The following is a 16596-nucleotide window of genomic DNA, read 5'->3' as shown; positions in this document are numbered from 1 at the left end:
GTACCGTGATCCCATGACCACCGGCCCCCGCTCCGGCCTCACGGCCGTGAGCACCGCACTCCTCGCCATGAGCAGACACCTCCAGGTGCACGACGTGCTCAAGACGATCGTCGTCTCCGCCCGGGAGCTGATCGGCGCCCGGTACGCGGCCCTGGGCGTCCCCGACGACCACGGCGGCTTCGCCCAGTTCGTCGTCGACGGCGTCAGCGACGAGCAGTGGAAGGCCATCGGCCCCCTGCCCCGCCAGCACGGCGTCCTCGCCGCGATGATCCAACAGGCCACCCCCGAGCGCCTCGCCGACGTCCGCGCCGACCCCCGCTTCGGCGGCTGGCCGGCCGCCCACCCCAACATGCGCGACTTCATCGGCATGCCGGTCGCCGACGGCGACGAGATCCTCGGCGCCCTCTTCCTCGCCAACAAGAAGCGCCCCGACCGCCCCGGCGAGCCGCCCTGCGGCCTGGAGGAAACCGCGCCCACCTGCGGCTTCACGGCGGAGGACCAGGAGCTGCTGAGCGTGCTGGCCCAGCACGCGGCCATCGCCCTCACCAACGCCCGCCTCTACGAGCGCAGCCGTGAGCTGACCATCGCCGAGGAGCGCGCCCGGCTCTCCCACGAGCTGCACGACGCCGTCGCCCAGAAGCTCTTCTCCCTGCGCCTGACCGCCCAGGCCGCCGCCGCGCTCGTCGACCGCGACCCGGCCCGTGCCAAGGAGGAGCTCCACGAGGCCGCCAGGCTCGCCGCGGAGGCCACCGACGAGCTCCGCGCCGCGGTCGTCGAGCTGCGGCCCGCAGGGCTGGACGAGGACGGCCTCGTCGCCACCCTGCGCACCCAGGTCCAGGTCCTCGACCGCGCCCACACCGCCAAGGTCACCTTCGCCTCCCACGGCATACGGGCCCTGCCTGCCGCCCAGGAGGAGGCGCTCCTGCGCGTCGCCCAGGAGGCCCTGCACAACGCCCTGCGCCACTCCGGGGCGGACCGCGTCCAGGTCACCCTCACCCGGGCGGGGCAGGGCGCGGCCCTGTGCGTGGCCGACGACGGCTGCGGCTTCGAGCCCGAGGCCGTCCGCAAGGCCGGGCGCCATCTGGGCCTGGTGTCGATGCGGGACCGTGCCAGCGGCGTCGGCGGCAGTCTGACCGTTACCTCGGAGCCCGGCCTGGGCACCGCGATCGAGATGGAGGTGCCCGGTGGCTGAGGACGTCATCCGTGTGGTGCTGGTGGACGACCACCAGGTGGTCCGCAGGGGCCTGCGCACCTTCCTGGAGGTCCAGGACGACATCGAGGTGGTGGGGGAGGCCGCGGACGGCGCCGAGGGCGTCGAGCGCGCGGAGGAGCTGCGCCCGGACGTCGTCCTCATGGACGTGAAGATGCCCGGCATGGACGGCATCGAGGCGCTGCGCCGGCTGCGGGAGCTGGAGAACCCCGCGCGGGTGCTGATCGTCACCAGCTTCACCGAGCAGCGCACGGTCGTCCCCGCCCTGCGCGCGGGCGCGGCGGGCTACGTCTACAAGGACGTGGACCCCGACGCCCTGGCGGGGGCGATTCGCTCGGTGCACGCCGGGCACGTCCTGCTCCAGCCCGAGGTGGCCGGGGCGCTGCTGTCGCAGGACGAGCCCGGTGGCGGCGGCCACGGGCGGGGCAACGCGCTGACCGAGCGCGAGCGGGAGGTGCTGGCGCTGATCGCGGACGGCCGGTCCAACCGGGAGATCGCGCGGGCGCTGGTGCTCTCGGAGAAGACCGTCAAGACCCACGTGTCGAACATCCTGATGAAGCTGGATCTCGCCGACCGCACGCAGGCGGCCCTGTGGGCCGTCCGACATGGGATCGGAGCCTGATCAGAGGTGGCGCGCGGCAAAACGGAACGTCGCATTCTGATCAGAGATTCATACGACCGTGTGGCTGTAGCCCCGGCCCCGCAACCCGAATGGCCGCAGCCCGTTCTCCATGGCGTACGCGGCGGCTGGCCGTGGCAACGCCCTAGGAAGGTCATTAGAAGAGTGAAGAACATGAAGAAGGCCGCAGTCCTCACCATCGCCGCCGGCGGTCTCGCCATCGCCGGTGCGGGCATTGCTTCCGCGCACGAGGCTGACGGCAAGGCGATCGGCAACCCGGGCGTCGTCTCCGGCAACGTGGTCCAGGTGCCCGTGCACGTCCCCGTGAACGTCTGCGGCAACACCATCAGCGTGGTCGGTGTCCTCAACCCGGCCGCTGGCAACTTCTGCATCAACAAGTAAGCCCGGCGCATCCGTCTGCCCGGTGGTGCGTCGCATAGCCGGGCAGGCGCGGGCGAGCAATCGTCCGAACGAGGGCAACACCGCCGATGGCCGTGCCGTCGGCGGTGCGCTGGCGTTCATCACTACGCGACCCCGCGGCTGGGGCCGCTGAGAACGTCAGCAGAAGGAAGACCCTCCATGAACAGTGCCAAGAAAGCAGCCCTCGCTCTGGCGGTCACAGGGCTCGCCGTAGGTTCCACCGCGGCCGTCGCCTCCGCGCACGACCACGGTGGCCGCCAGGTGCTCCAGCACCGCCACCACCCGGGAGGCGCCATCGCCAACGGCGTCGCCAAGGGCTCGCCGGGCGTCGTCTCCGGCAACGTCATCCAGGTGCCGATCCAGATCCCGCTGAACGTCTGCGGCAACAGCATCGACATCATCGGCCTGCTCAACCCGACCTTCGGGAACACCTGCGTCAACGCAGCCCCCGGCTGGGACGAGTTCCACGCCCACCGCGAGTTCCACGGCCACGGCCACGGAGGTGGCCACGACAAGCACGGCCACGACGGCGGCTGGGGCGGTCACGGTGACCACGGCGGTCACGGCGACCACGACGACGACTGACCGTAAAGGCGTAACGGAAAGGCCCCGCGGACCTCAGGGACCGCGGGGCCTTCCCGCGCCCGCGACCCCGTCCCCCCCCCGTCCGCGGTCACGGCCTCAGTGCCGCCTGCGGGCCCGCTCCTCGACGATCGCGTTGTACGCGGCCACCTGGGCCCGCCGCGCCGTCCGCTCCACCGGCCGCAGCGCCTGCGCCCGTGCCGCTATCTCCGACGCGCTCACCGCGGCCCCGTGCTCGCGGCCGCCGCCGTCCCCCGGCGCGTGGGCGATCGCGATCAGCGCTCCCACGCGCTGCGCCAGCTCCAGCACCCGCACCGCCCGCGGCGGATATCCCGGGGCCAGCACCTCGCCCCCGCGCTCCGCGCGCGCCCGGTACGCCTCCAGGGCCGCCTGCGCCACCGGCCCCGAGCCCGCCACGTCCAGCCGGGTGAGCACCTCCGTGGCGTCCCGCAGCGCCTCCGCGAGCTCCCGCTCGGCCTCTCCGAGCGAGGGCACGTCCGCCGGGTGCGCGTCCCGCGCGGGCAGGCAGTGCCAGAGCACCTCGACGTGCACGTCGCCCTCCGGCCCGGCCTCGTACACCTCCGGTACGAGCCCCAGTGCGGCTCCCGTGGCGACGACCGCCTCGCCGGCCTCCAGGGCGCGTGCGTTGAACTCCGGCGGGCCGCTCAGGCCCAGCGGGTGCCCGGGCGCGGGCAGCGCGAGGCGAAGCCCCGTGGCCCCGAGGGCCCGCAGCCGGCCCAGCGCGAGCGTCAGGCCGACGGGCCCGGATTCACCGGGAAGGCCCACGACGCGGTGGACGGCGTCATCTCCGGTGATGTGGTGCGCGGCGTCATCAGGTGCGGCAAATCCCGCAATAAGGGCATTTCCCCACGCGGTGAGGCGTCCTGAGCGATGTTCATCGAGCATGGTCACCAGCCTAAGGACTGGCGCCCCCGGTGGGTGGCGTAGGTTTTCCCTGGGGGCTGCGCTTACCGGCGCCGCGACGACGAGACTGCAATGGGAGACAACGCGCTCATGAGCGAAGTGCTGGAACTGGTGGACGTATCCGTGGTCCGCGAGGGCCGGGCTCTGGTGGACCAGGTCTCCTGGTCGGTCAAGGAGGGAGAGCGCTGGGTCATCCTGGGCCCCAACGGCGCCGGCAAGACCACCCTCCTGAATGTCGCCTCCAGCTACCTCTTCCCGACCACCGGCACGGTCAAGGTCCTGGGCGAGAAGCTGGGCTCCGTGGACGTCTTCGAGCTGCGCCCGCGCATCGGCGTGGCGGGCATCGCCCTGGCGGACAAGCTGCCGCGCAGCCAGACCGTCCTGGAGACCGTCCTCACCGCCGCCTACGGCATGACGGCCACCTGGCAGGAGAACTACGAGGAGGTCGACGAGCAGCGCGCCCGCGCCTTCCTCGACGTCCTCGGCATGACCGAGCTGCTGGACCGCAAGTTCGGCACCCTCTCGGAGGGCGAGCGCAAGCGCACCCTCATCGCCCGCGCGATGATGACCGACCCCGAGCTGCTGCTGCTCGACGAGCCCGCCGCGGGCCTCGACCTCGGCGGCCGCGAGGACCTCGTCCGCCGCCTCGGCCGGCTCGCCCGCGACCCGCTCGCCCCCTCGATGATCATGGTGACGCACCACGTCGAGGAGATCCCCGCGGGCTTCACCCACGTCCTGATGATCCGCCAGGGCAAGGTGCTGGCCGCGGGCCCCGTCGAGCTGGAGCTCACCTCCCGCAACCTCTCGCACTGCTTCGGCCTCCCGCTGGTCGTCGAGCGCAAGGGCGACCGCTGGACGGCCCAGGGCCTGCCGCTCTCCTGACGCCGCGCCGGACCGGGGCGCCCCGCCGCGGGCGCCCTGTCCCGGGGCGCCCGCCCCGCCTACCATGACCTTGTGGACACATGGGTGTGGTGGCTGGTGGCCGCCGTCGGACTGGGCATCCCGCTGGTGGTGACCGCGATGCCCGAGTTCGGCATGCTCGCGATCGGCGCCGTCGCCGCCGCCGTGACCAATGCGCTCGGCGCGGGCACCGTGGCGCAGTTCATCGTCTTCGCGGCCGTCTCGGTCGCCCTCATCGCCGTCGTCCGGCCGATCGCCATGCGGCACCGCGCCCAGCGGCCCGCCCTGGCGAGCGGCATCGAGGCCCTCAAGGGCCGGCAGGCCGTCGTCCTCGAACGGGTCGACGGCAACGGCGGCCGCATCAAGCTCGCGGGCGAGACCTGGTCGGCCCGCTCCCTGGACGAGGACCGCGTCTTCGAGGCCGGCGAGCACGTCGACGTCGTCGAGATCGAGGGCGCGACGGCCCTCGTCATGTGACGCGCGATCCGACGCGGCCCCATGAAGTGCCGTCAACGCCTGCACGGCGGTCCCGCGTTCTGAAAGACTCGAACTGGATCAGCCCGGTCCACCCGATCAACGACCAGCGGCACGGGGAGCCCCGATGGAACCGATCATCATCGTCCTGATCATCTTGGTGGTGCTCGTCTTCATCGCCCTCATGAAGACGGTGCAGGTCATCCCGCAGGCCAGCGCCGCCATCGTGGAGCGCTTCGGCCGCTACACCCGCACCCTCAACGCCGGCCTGAACATCGTCGTCCCCTTCATCGACTCCATCCGCAACCGCATCGACCTCCGCGAGCAGGTCGTGCCGTTCCCCCCGCAGCCGGTGATCACCCAGGACAACCTGGTCGTCAACATCGACACCGTCATCTACTACCAGGTGACCGACGCCCGCGCCGCCACGTACGAGGTCTCCAGCTTCATCCAGGCCATCGAGCAGCTCACCGTCACCACCCTGCGCAACATCATCGGCGGCATGGACCTGGAGCGGACCCTGACCTCCCGCGAGGAGATCAACGCCGCCCTGCGCGGCGTCCTCGACGAGGCCACCGGCAAGTGGGGCATCCGCGTCAACCGCGTCGAGCTCAAGGCCATCGAGCCCCCGACCTCCATCCAGGACTCGATGGAGAAGCAGATGCGCGCCGACCGCGACAAGCGCGCCGCGATCCTCACCGCCGAGGGCATCCGCCAGTCCCAGATCCTCACCGCCGAGGGCGAGAAGCAGTCCGCGATCCTGCGCGCCGAGGGTGAAGCCCGGGCCGCCGCGCTGCGCGCCGAGGGCGAGGCCCAGGCCATCCGTACGGTCTTCGAGTCCATCCACGCCGGCGACGCCGACGAGAAGCTGCTCGCCTACCAGTACCTCCAGATGCTCCCGAAGATCGCCGAGGGCGACGCCAACAAGCTCTGGATCGTGCCCAGCGAGATCGGCGACGCCCTCAAGGGCCTCAGCGGCGCCGTCGGCAGCCTCAACCCCACGGCCGGCGCGCCCAAGATCCGCAAGGACTCCCCGCGCCGCGAGCAGCCGGGCATCGACTGACGATTCGACCTCGACCGGCAGCCGCTCTCTCCTGCATGATCAACGAGGCCCCCCGACCTGTCATGGCGGGGAGGCGACAAACGGATCATGAAGGAGATGGCCTTGTCCATCTGGGAAGCACTCGCGGTCTTCGCCGCCGGCATCGGCGCCGGCACCATCAACACCATCGTCGGCTCCGGCACCCTGTTCACCTTTCCGGTGCTCCTCGCCATCGGCCTGCCGCCGGTGACCGCCAACGTCTCCAACACCATCGGCCTGGTCACCGGCAACATCAGCGGCGCCGTCGGCTACCGGCGCGAGCTCCGCGGCCAGGGCGCCCGAGCCGTCCGCCTCGGCCTCACCGCCCTCGTCGGCGGCCTCGCCGGAGCCGTCCTGCTCCTCGCCCTGCCGTCCAAGGCGTTCAACGCGATCGTGCCCGCTCTCATCGGCATCGCCCTCGTCCTCGTCATCCTCCAGCCCCGGCTCGCCAAGGCGCTCGCCCGCCGCCGCGAACGCAACGGCACCGAAGCGACCTCCCACCCCGACGGCGGCCCCGCCCTCCTCGTGGGCCTGCTCCTCGCCAGCGCCTACGGCGGCTACTTCGGAGCGGCCCAAGGAGTGCTCTACCTCTCCCTGATGGGCCTGCTGCTCCGCGAGGACCTCCAGCGCATCAACGCCCTCAAGAACATCCTGGCCGTCGTCGTCAACGGCGTCGCCGCCCTGTTCTTCGTCTTCGTCGCCCACGTCGACTGGACCGCCGCCCTCCTCATCGCCGCCGGATCCACTCTCGGCGGCCAGATAGGAGCCAAGGTCGGCCGCCGCCTGTCACCCACGGCGCTGCGCGGCGTCATCGTCGTGGTGGGCGTCGTCGCCATCGTGCAGATGGTGCTGCGCTAAGCCGCGGCGCTGCGGCGGCCGGGGGCACCGTACGCCCCCGCCGCCAGCAGCAGCGACTCCGCCGGAGTGGGCTCGAACGGGAGCTTCAGCAACGGCATCCCCGCCTGCTCCGGCGTCCGGTCCGCCTTGCGGTGGTTGTCCTCCGCGCACGCCGCGACCGTATTCAGCCAGCTGTCCTCGCCCCCGCGGGACCGCGGCACCACGTGGTCCACCGTCGTGGCCCGCCGCCCGCAGTACGCGCACCGGTGTCCGTCCCGCACCAGCACCCCCCGCCGCGACCAGGGCGCCCGTCTTCGGAACGGCACCCGTACATACCGGCAGAGCCTGATCACCTGCGGCGCGGGAACGTCGACCGCAGGGCCCCGCACCCGGCGCCCCGGGCGGGCCTGCTCGACCACGGCCTTGCCCTGAAGGACGAGCACCACCGCACGCCGCAGCGACACCGTCGCCAGCGGCTCGAAGCTCGCATTGAGGACCAACGTCTCCCGCATCCCGGCCACCTCCCGGCTCACCCCGCCCCAGCGGCGAGATGGCTCAACTGTGCCGGTGCCGTCGCGGCCCGGACAACGCAATTTCCTTACACAAAAAGGAAGTTGAGGTGAATGGGAGGGGTGTGAGCAGGGAGGGAACGGGGGGCAACGCTCCGGGCCCTTCCCCCGTAACGCACACGGGCCCGGAGCGTACGGCAGCGGACGCGGTCGCCCGGCACGCAGCCCGGCTCCGGCAGACCGCGGACGCAACTGCGCCCCGCCGCCCCCGCCACTGCGGTGTCCACTGCCCGACGGCCATGCGGGGCCGTCAGCCATGCACCACTGTGCGATCCAAGGGCGGCGGGGCGCAACGGAATTTCCGCGGCCACGCCGGGCCGTGCCGGGCCCGCGTCGGCGGGGCGGGTCCGCCCGGGGGCCTCAGCCCGCGGCCGGCACCTCGTACTCACCGATCAGCTGGGCGCGGCCCAGCGCGTGGAACCGCAGGTGGAAGCCCACCACGGCCGGCGACGCGTCCGCGTCCGGGCCAAGCTTCTCCCCGTCCACGGCGTACACCGTGAACACGTAGCGGTGCGGGCCGTCGCCCGCCGGCGGAGCGGCCCCGCCGAAGTCCCGCGTGCCGTAGTCGTTGCGCGCGTGGACCACGCCCGCCGGCAGCCCCTTCATGTCCCCGCTGCCCGCACCCGCCGGCAGCTCCGTCACCGAGGCCGGGATGTCGAACAGCACCCAGTGCCAGAATCCGCTGCCCGTCGGCGCGTCCGGGTCGTAGCACGTCACCGCGAAGCTCTTCGTGCCCGCGGGGAATCCCTCCCAGCGCAGGTGCGGAGACGTGTTCCCCCCGCTGTGGACCTGATCCCGGCCGAGCGTCCCACCGTCCGTCAGATCGTCGCTCACCACCGTGAACGAGGGCACCGGCGGGTGGAAATCGTGGGGGAGCGGCCGTCGCTTCTGCTCGGACACCTCTGGGCCTCCTGTAACGCGCGGAATGCTGGGGATCACCAGCGTGCGGATCCTGCGGATCCCTCTGCTACGGATCACTGAAGACGCCAGCCTAACGAGCCCTCAGAGCCTCCGGCTGAGACCATACGAAGCGTGCTTCGACAGTTTGGCCCCATCGGACGACCGGCCGGCCGCGCCCTGCGCAGTCTGACCGTCCTCCTCGCCGCCCTCCCCCTGCTCCTCCTGCCCGCCTGCTCCTCCTCGGACGGCAGCCACAGCAAGAAGGGCGGGAGCGGCGGAGCCTCGACCGCCGCACCACCCGCGCCCGCGTGGGCACACGGCATGAAGACCGTCTCCCGGGAGAAGCTGCCACCTGAGGCCCGCAAGACCCTCGACCTCATCGACAAGGGCGGTCCCTTCCCGCACGACAAGGACGGCACCGTCTTCGGCAACTACGAGAACCGGCTGCCGAAACAGGCCCGCGGCTACTACCACGAGTACACCGTCCCCACGCCCGGGGCCCGCAACCGCGGCGCACGCCGCATCATCGCCGGCAGCCACGCCGAGCGCTACTACACCAGCGACCACTACGAAACCTTCGAAGCGGTGGTACAGCCATGACCGACCTGCTGCCCGCCCCGGGACTCACCGGACTCCTCCTCGGCACGACCCCGCCGGGCGTCTACCGGCTGCCCCCCGCCGACACCGCCCCCCGCGTGATGGCGCTCGCCGCCGAAGCCGACTGGCGGGGGGCCACCCTGCACCTGGGCGGGGTGACCACCAAGACCGCCTTCATGGATCGCTGCGCCACCGGCCTCGAGCTCCCCGACTGGTTCGGCCGCAACTGGGACGCCCTCGCCGACTGCCTCACCGACCTCTCCTGGTGGCGGGAGGAGGGCAAGGCACGTGGCTTCCTGGTGCTCGCCGAGGAGTGGGCGGCCTTCAAGAAGGCGGCGCCGCGCGAGGCCCGTACCGCCGAGGCCGTCTTCGGCGACGCCGTCGACTACTGGGCGGAGGCGGAGTCACCGCTGGCGGTCCTGCTGGGGTGACCGGCGGGGGAGGGACGGAGCCGGCCGGGCGCTCAGAACCAGTTGCGCCGGCCGCCGACCTCCGCCAGCCACTGGTTGAGGTAGGCCGCCCAGTCCGTCTGCCCGTACGCGTGCAGGTCGACCGTGAACGACCGGTACGTGTCACTGCCCTCCGTGAACAGCCCCGGCTTCTTGTCCATCTCCAGCACGACGTCCATCTCACGGTCGTCCGCGACGAACGACAGCTCGACCTCGTTCAGCCCCCGGTACTGCGACGGCGCCCGGAACTCGATCTCCTGGTAGAAGGGCAGCCGCTGACGCGTCCCGCGGATGTGGCCGCGCTCCAGGTCCGCACTCTTGAACGCGAAGCCCAGCTGCCCGAAGGCGTCCAGGATCGCCTGCTGCGCCGGCAGCGGGTGCACGTTCACCGGATCGAGGTCGCCGGAGTCGACGGCGCGCGCGATGGCCAGGTGCGTGGTCACCCCCACGTTCATGCCGGTGAGGTGCCGCCCGAGGAAGGTGGTGACCGGCGTCTCCCACGGGATCTCCAGCCCGAACGGCACCGTGTGCACCGCCCCGGCCTGCACTTCGAACGCCCCGCCCAGCTGTACGCGCGTGAACTCGACGTCCTGCTTGTACTCGCTGTCGTCGCCCTCGACCTCGACGCGGGCCTGCAGCCCGACGGACAGTGCCTGGATCGCCTGGGCGACGGAGCCGCCCTGGATGCGGACCTCGCCCTGGACGATGCCGCCCGGGACGACGTTCTCCTCGAACAGCACCGTCTCCACCGAAGCGCCCCCGGCGCCCAGGCTCGCCAGCAGCTTCTTGAACCCCATGGCCGCGACCTCTCCTCTTCTGTTCTTACCGTTCCGGTCTTGCCGGTCCGGTCCGTTACGCTCGATCGGCATGATCGCAGCGCCTGACCGTATGCCCATCACCCGGGACTTCTTCGCCCGTCCTGTGCTTGAGGTCGCCCCCGAACTGCTCGGCCGCACACTCGTCCGCACGACCCCCGACGGGCCGATCGAGGTCCGCATCACGGAGGTCGAGGCGTACGCGGGAGAGGCGGACCCCGGCTCCCACGCCTACCGCGGCCGGACCGAGCGCAATGCCTCGATGTTCGGACCGCCCGGCCACGCGTATGTCTACTTCATCTACGGCATGTGGTTCAGCCTCAACCTCGTCTGCGGGGAGGAGGGCACCGCGAGCGGCGTCCTCCTCAGGGCGGGCGAGGTGATCAGGGGCCAGGAGCTCGCCCGGGAGCGCCGCCCCAAGGCGCGCAAGGACCGCGAGCTGGCCCAGGGGCCGGCGCGGCTGGCCACGGCACTGAGTGTCGACCGGGCACTGAACGGCACGGACGTGTGCGCCGGCCCGGACGCCCCGCTGTCCGTCCTCACCGGCCACCCCGTGCACCCGGACCGCATCCGCAACGGCCCGCGCACCGGCGTGGGCGGCGCGGGGGCGACCCACCCCTGGCGCTTCTGGGCGGACGGCGACCCGACGGTCAGTCCGTACCGGGCGCACGTCCCGCGGAACAGGGGAGGCGGCGCCGGCAAGACCGGCCGACAGGCCGGTGCTTGACTTCGGAGTGAGGAGGACCTAACGTAGCCCGAGCCGCTTGAGACGGACGCGCTGTGTGCACGGACCGGTGGGCGGCACCACTCACTACCTACGAGGTCGCCCCGGATCGGGGTCATATTTTGGTGCGCCGAAATATGACGCCGGACGGACTCGACCGGCTCGATTAGGAGCCGGACGGGAAAGCCGCTAAAGTAGTGAACACCCCGCCGACGGGGATCGGAAAACGAATTTCGAGCCGGAAACGGCAAGGAAAACGATCTGATAGAGTCGGAACACGAAATACCGAAGGGAAGCGCCCGGAGGAAAGCCCGAGAGGGTGAGTACAAAGGAAGCGTCCGTTCCTTGAGAACTCAACAGCGTGCCAAAAGTCAACGCCAGACTATAAAATACCCCGTCTCCGGTCATCTTTGATCGGGACGCGGTTCCTTTGAAAGTCCTTCCTCTAGGGGAAGGCACACAGCGAGGACGCTGTGAACGACCGGGACTATTCCTCCTGGTTGTTCCGCTCAACGCGAGTGTCACACCGGATTACCGGTAAACATTCACGGAGAGTTTGATCCTGGCTCAGGACGAACGCTGGCGGCGTGCTTAACACATGCAAGTCGAACGATGAAGCCCTTCGGGGTGGATTAGTGGCGAACGGGTGAGTAACACGTGGGCAATCTGCCCTGCACTCTGGGACAAGCCCTGGAAACGGGGTCTAATACCGGATATGACCTTTGAAGGCATCTTCAAAGGTGGAAAGCTCCGGCGGTGCAGGATGAGCCCGCGGCCTATCAGCTTGTTGGTGGGGTGATGGCCTACCAAGGCGACGACGGGTAGCCGGCCTGAGAGGGCGACCGGCCACACTGGGACTGAGACACGGCCCAGACTCCTACGGGAGGCAGCAGTGGGGAATATTGCACAATGGGCGAAAGCCTGATGCAGCGACGCCGCGTGAGGGATGACGGCCTTCGGGTTGTAAACCTCTTTCAGCAGGGAAGAAGCGAAAGTGACGGTACCTGCAGAAGAAGCGCCGGCTAACTACGTGCCAGCAGCCGCGGTAATACGTAGGGCGCAAGCGTTGTCCGGAATTATTGGGCGTAAAGAGCTCGTAGGCGGCTTGTCACGTCGGATGTGAAAGCCCGGGGCTTAACCCCGGGTCTGCATTCGATACGGGCAGGCTAGAGTTCGGTAGGGGAGATCGGAATTCCTGGTGTAGCGGTGAAATGCGCAGATATCAGGAGGAACACCGGTGGCGAAGGCGGATCTCTGGGCCGATACTGACGCTGAGGAGCGAAAGCGTGGGGAGCGAACAGGATTAGATACCCTGGTAGTCCACGCCGTAAACGTTGGGAACTAGGTGTGGGCGACATTCCACGTCGTCCGTGCCGCAGCTAACGCATTAAGTTCCCCGCCTGGGGAGTACGGCCGCAAGGCTAAAACTCAAAGGAATTGACGGGGGCCCGCACAAGCAGCGGAGCATGTGGCTTAATTCGACGCAACGCGAAGAACCTTACCAAGGCTTGACATACACCGGAAACGGCCAGAGATGGTCGCCCCCTTGTGGTCGGTGTACAGGTGGTGCATGGCTGTCGTCAGCTCGTGTCGTGAGATGTTGGGTTAAGTCCCGCAACGAGCGCAACCCTTGTCCTGTGTTGCCAGCATGCCCTTCGGGGTGATGGGGACTCACAGGAGACTGCCGGGGTCAACTCGGAGGAAGGTGGGGACGACGTCAAGTCATCATGCCCCTTATGTCTTGGGCTGCACACGTGCTACAATGGCCGGTACAATGAGCTGCGATACCGTGAGGTGGAGCGAATCTCAAAAAGCCGGTCTCAGTTCGGATTGGGGTCTGCAACTCGACCCCATGAAGTTGGAGTTGCTAGTAATCGCAGATCAGCATTGCTGCGGTGAATACGTTCCCGGGCCTTGTACACACCGCCCGTCACGTCACGAAAGTCGGTAACACCCGAAGCCGGTGGCCCAACCCTTGTGGAGGGAGCCGTCGAAGGTGGGACTGGTGATTGGGACGAAGTCGTAACAAGGTAGCCGTACCGGAAGGTGCGGCTGGATCACCTCCTTTCTAAGGAGCATATAGCCGACTGCAAGCGAATGACTTGCACGGTTGCTCATGGGTGGAACGTTGACTATTCGGCACAGTTCAGGATCTCCCTGTTAGTACTGCTTCGGCGTGGAACACAGAGAGTGAGTGGCTGGGCCGGGCACGCTGTTGGGTGTCTGAGGGTACGAGCGTTGCTCGTCCTTCTTGACGCCGGCCCCAGTGAACTCCGGGTTTTGGTCCGGGGGTGATGGGTGGCTGGTCGTTGCTTGAGAACTGCACAGTGGACGCGAGCATCTGTGGCCAAGTTTTTAAGGGCGCACGGTGGATGCCTTGGCACCAGGAACCGATGAAGGACGTGGGAGGCCGCGATAGGCCCCGGGGAGCTGTCAACCGAGCTTTGATCCGGGGGTGTCCGAATGGGGAAACCCGGCAGTCGTCATGGGCTGTCACCCGCTGCTGAACACATAGGCAGTGTGGAGGGAACGCGGGGAAGTGAAACATCTCAGTACCCGCAGGAAGAGAAAACAACCGTGATTCCGGGAGTAGTGGCGAGCGAAACCGGATGAGGCCAAACCGTATGTGTGTGATACCCGGCAGGGGTTGCGCATGCGGGGTTGTGGGATCTCTTTTTCATAGTCTGCCGGCTGTGAGACGAGTCAGAAACCGTATGGATAGGCGAAGGACATGCGAAAGGTCCGGCGTAGAGGGTAAGACCCCCGTAGCTGAAATCTATGCGGCTCGTTTAAGAGACACCCAAGTAGCACGGGGCCCGAGAAATCCCGTGTGAATCTGGCGGGACCACCCGTTAAGCCTAAATATTCCCTGGTGACCGATAGCGGATAGTACCGTGAGGGAATGGTGAAAAGTACCGCGGGAGCGGAGTGAAATAGTACCTGAAACCGTGTGCCTACAAGCCGTGGGAGCGTCGCTTGCAAGCTTGCTTGCAAGTCGTGACTGCGTGCCTTTTGAAGAATGAGCCTGCGAGTTTGCGGTGTGTTGCGAGGTTAACCCGTGTGGGGAAGCCGTAGCGAAAGCGAGTCCGAATAGGGCGATTGAGTAGCGCGCCCAAGACCCGAAGCGGAGTGATCTAGCCATGGGCAGGTTGAAGCGGAGGTAAGACTTCGTGGAGGACCGAACCCACCAGGGTTGAAAACCTGGGGGATGACCTGTGGTTAGGGGTGAAAGGCCAATCAAACTCCGTGATAGCTGGTTCTCCCCGAAATGCATTTAGGTGCAGCGTCGTGTGTTTCTTGCCGGAGGTAGAGCACTGGATAGGCGATGGGCCCTACCGGGTTACTGACCTTAGCCAAACTCCGAATGCCGGTAAGTGAGAGCGCGGCAGTGAGACTGTGGGGGATAAGCTCCATGGTCGAGAGGGAAACAGCCCAGAGCATCGACTAAGGCCCCTAAGCGTACGCTAAGTGGGAAAGGATGTGGAGTCGCAGAGACAACCAGGAGGTTGGCTTAGAAGCAGCCACCCTTGAAAGAGTGCGTAATAGCTCACTGGTCAAGTGATTCCGCGCCGACAATGTAGCGGGGCTCAAGCGTACCGCCGAAGTCGTGTCATTGCAGCAATACTCCCAACGGAGGCTGTGATGGGTAGGGGAGCGTCGTGTGCCGGGTGAAGCAGCCGCGGAAGCGAGTTGTGGACGGTTCACGAGTGAGAATGCAGGCATGAGTAGCGATACACACGTGGGAAACGTGTGCGCCGATTGACTAAGGGTTCCTGGGTCAAGCTGATCTGCCCAGGGTAAGTCGGGACCTAAGGCGAGGCCGACAGGCGTAGTCGATGGACAACCGGTTGATATTCCGGTACCCGCTTTGAAACGCCCAATATCGAATCCATTAATGCTAAGGCCGTGAAGCCGCCCTGGACCCTTCGGGGAAAGGGGAGTGGTGGAGCCGCTGACCCAAGGTGGTAGTAGGTAAGCGATGGGGTGACGCAGGAAGGTAGTCCAGCCCGGGCGGTGGTAGTCCCGGGGTAAGGGTGTAGGGCGCTGTCCAGGCAAATCCGGACAGCATGAAGCCTGAGACCTGATGCCGAGCCGATTGTGGTGAAGTGGATGATCCTATGCTGTCGAGAAAAGCCTCTAGCGAGTTTCATGGCGGCCCGTACCCTAAACCGACTCAGGTGGTCAGGTAGAGAATACCGAGGCGTTCGGGTGAACTATGGTTAAGGAACTCGGCAAAATGCCCCCGTAACTTCGGGAGAAGGGGGGCCACAACCGGTGATGAGTCTTGCACTCTGAGCTGGGGGTGGCCGCAGAGACCAGCGAGAAGCGACTGTTTACTAAAAACACAGGTCCGTGCGAAGCCGTAAGGCGATGTATACGGACTGACGCCTGCCCGGTGCTGGAACGTTAAGGGGACCGGTTAGCTTGGATTCGTTCAGGCGAAGCTGAGAACTTAAGCGCCAGTAAACGGCGGTGGTAACTATAACCATCCTAAGGTAGCGAAATTCCTTGTCGGGTAAGTTCCGACCTGCACGAATGGCGTAACGACTTCTCGACTGTCTCAACCATAGGCCCGGTGAAATTGCACTACGAGTAAAGATGCTCGTTTCGCGCAGCAGGACGGAAAGACCCCGGGACCTTTACTATAGCTTGATATTGGTGTTCGGTTCGGCTTGTGTAGGATAGGTGGGAGACTGTGAAGTCATGGCGCCAGCCATGGTGGAGTCGTCGTTGAAATACCACTCTGGTCGTGCTGGATGTCTAACCTGGGTCCGTGATCCGGATCAGGGACAGTGTCTGGTGGGTAGTTTAACTGGGGCGGTTGCCTCCTAAAGAGTAACGGAGGCGCCCAAAGGTTCCCTCAGCCTGGTTGGCAATCAGGTGTTGAGTGTAAGTGCACAAGGGAGCTTGACTGTGAGACCGACGGGTCGAGCAGGGACGAAAGTCGGGACTAGTGATCCGGCGGTGGCTTGTGGAAGCGCCGTCGCTCAACGGATAAAAGGTACCCCGGGGATAACAGGCTGATCTTCCCCAAGAGTCCATATCGACGGGATGGTTTGGCACCTCGATGTCGGCTCGTCGCATCCTGGGGCTGGAGTCGGTCCCAAGGGTTGGGCTGTTCGCCCATTAAAGCGGTACGCGAGCTGGGTTTAGAACGTCGTGAGACAGTTCGGTCCCTATCCGCTGTGCGCGTAGGAGTCTTGAGAAGGGCTGTCCCTAGTACGAGAGGACCGGGACGGACGAACCTCTGGTGTGCCAGTTGTCCTGCCAAGGGCATGGCTGGTTGGCTACGTTCGGGAGGGATAACCGCTGAAAGCATCTAAGCGGGAAGCCTGCTTCGAGATGAGGACTCCCACCCACTTGATGGGGTAAGGCTCCCAGTAGACGACTGGGTTGATAGGCCAGGTGTGGAAGACCGGTAACGGTTGGAGCTGACTGGTACTAATAGGCCGAGGGCTTGTCCTCAGTTGCTCGCGTCCACTGTGTTAGTTCTG

At 67.3% G+C, this 16596-nt stretch carries 15 protein-coding genes and 2 rRNA genes; 13 read left to right on the top strand and 4 right to left on the bottom strand.

Features of this window, described 5'->3' with window-relative positions:
- The first annotated feature begins 13 nt into the window (after nt 1–13).
- From PS271_RS05055 to PS271_RS05040, 4 genes are all read left to right on the top strand, one after another.
- The gene (locus tag PS271_RS05055; protein WP_398380435.1) at nt 14–1192 is read left to right on the top strand and encodes a GAF domain-containing sensor histidine kinase; all 1179 of its coding nucleotides are present in this window, start codon (nt 14–16) and stop codon (nt 1190–1192) included.
- Nucleotides 1185–1832 (top strand): response regulator, encoded by a 648-nt coding sequence (locus PS271_RS05050; RefSeq protein WP_398380434.1) that lies wholly within the window; start codon nt 1185–1187, stop codon nt 1830–1832. Before PS271_RS05055 ends, PS271_RS05050 begins: the two co-directional genes overlap by 8 nt.
- A gap of 162 nt (nt 1833–1994) precedes the next feature.
- Entirely contained in the window at nt 1995–2231 is a 237-nt protein-coding gene (locus PS271_RS05045) for a chaplin (RefSeq protein ID WP_398380433.1), read from the top strand.
- 177 nt (nt 2232–2408) lie between these two features.
- Complete coding sequence (locus PS271_RS05040; RefSeq protein WP_398380432.1) at nt 2409–2834, top strand: chaplin; 426 nt, start codon at nt 2409–2411, stop codon at nt 2832–2834.
- Nucleotides 2835–2930: 96 nt separating this feature from the next.
- Here PS271_RS05040 and PS271_RS05035 read toward each other — a convergent pair whose 3' ends face one another.
- Nucleotides 2931–3737, bottom strand: coding sequence for an Rv1486c family protein (locus PS271_RS05035; RefSeq protein WP_398380431.1), 807 nt, complete (start codon nt 3735–3737; stop codon nt 2931–2933).
- A gap of 90 nt (nt 3738–3827) precedes the next feature.
- On the opposite strand from PS271_RS05035, the gene PS271_RS05030 reads away from it, so the two are divergent.
- From PS271_RS05030 to PS271_RS05015, 4 genes are all read left to right on the top strand, one after another.
- Entirely contained in the window at nt 3828–4637 is an 810-nt protein-coding gene (locus PS271_RS05030) for an ABC transporter ATP-binding protein (protein WP_030366709.1), read from the top strand.
- An 84-nt stretch (nt 4638–4721) separates the two neighbouring features.
- The gene (locus tag PS271_RS05025; RefSeq protein WP_398386682.1) at nt 4722–5132 is read left to right on the top strand and encodes an NfeD family protein; all 411 of its coding nucleotides are present in this window, start codon (nt 4722–4724) and stop codon (nt 5130–5132) included.
- A 124-nt stretch (nt 5133–5256) separates the two neighbouring features.
- Nucleotides 5257–6192, top strand: coding sequence for an SPFH domain-containing protein (locus PS271_RS05020; RefSeq protein WP_030366711.1), 936 nt, complete (start codon nt 5257–5259; stop codon nt 6190–6192).
- Nucleotides 6193–6294: 102 nt separating this feature from the next.
- The gene (locus PS271_RS05015; RefSeq protein WP_398380428.1) at nt 6295–7068 is read left to right on the top strand and encodes a sulfite exporter TauE/SafE family protein; all 774 of its coding nucleotides are present in this window, start codon (nt 6295–6297) and stop codon (nt 7066–7068) included.
- On the opposite strand, the gene PS271_RS05010 is transcribed toward PS271_RS05015, so the two are convergent.
- Both PS271_RS05010 and PS271_RS05005 read right to left on the bottom strand, forming a co-directional pair.
- Complete coding sequence (locus PS271_RS05010; RefSeq protein WP_398380427.1) at nt 7065–7559, bottom strand: HNH endonuclease; 495 nt, start codon at nt 7557–7559, stop codon at nt 7065–7067. The two genes, PS271_RS05015 and PS271_RS05010, sit on opposite strands and share 4 nt — an antisense overlap.
- Before the next feature lie 417 nt (nt 7560–7976).
- Complete coding sequence (locus tag PS271_RS05005; RefSeq protein WP_398380426.1) at nt 7977–8516, bottom strand: YbhB/YbcL family Raf kinase inhibitor-like protein; 540 nt, start codon at nt 8514–8516, stop codon at nt 7977–7979.
- A 132-nt stretch (nt 8517–8648) separates the two neighbouring features.
- Here PS271_RS05005 and PS271_RS05000 point away from each other — a divergent pair, with 132 nt between their 5' ends.
- Nucleotides 8649–9116: a guanyl-specific ribonuclease gene (locus tag PS271_RS05000; protein WP_398380424.1), complete on the top strand. Its 468-nt coding sequence runs from the start codon at nt 8649–8651 to the stop codon at nt 9114–9116.
- Nucleotides 9113–9544: a barstar family protein gene (locus PS271_RS04995; RefSeq protein ID WP_398380422.1), complete on the top strand. Its 432-nt coding sequence runs from the start codon at nt 9113–9115 to the stop codon at nt 9542–9544. The genes PS271_RS05000 and PS271_RS04995 overlap by 4 nt, the downstream gene beginning before the upstream one ends.
- Before the next feature lie 32 nt (nt 9545–9576).
- Here PS271_RS04995 and PS271_RS04990 read toward each other — a convergent pair whose 3' ends face one another.
- Complete coding sequence (locus tag PS271_RS04990; protein WP_120754036.1) at nt 9577–10359, bottom strand: sporulation protein; 783 nt, start codon at nt 10357–10359, stop codon at nt 9577–9579.
- A 70-nt stretch (nt 10360–10429) separates the two neighbouring features.
- Here PS271_RS04990 and PS271_RS04985 point away from each other — a divergent pair, with 70 nt between their 5' ends.
- From PS271_RS04985 to PS271_RS04975, 3 genes are all read left to right on the top strand, one after another.
- Nucleotides 10430–11104, top strand: coding sequence for a DNA-3-methyladenine glycosylase (locus tag PS271_RS04985; RefSeq protein WP_398380420.1), 675 nt, complete (start codon nt 10430–10432; stop codon nt 11102–11104).
- Between the two features lie 541 nt (nt 11105–11645).
- A 16S ribosomal RNA gene (locus tag PS271_RS04980) occupies nt 11646–13169 on the top strand.
- 277 nt (nt 13170–13446) lie between these two features.
- Nucleotides 13447–16567 (top strand): 23S ribosomal RNA (locus PS271_RS04975).
- The 16S and 23S rRNA genes sit together here, the layout of an rRNA operon.
- Nucleotides 16568–16596: the final 29 nt, after the last annotated feature.

Source organism: Streptomyces sp. SCA2-17 (assembly GCF_044336695.1).
Note: the sequence above shows the minus strand (reverse complement) of the source record. Positions and strands in the feature narration are given on the sequence as shown.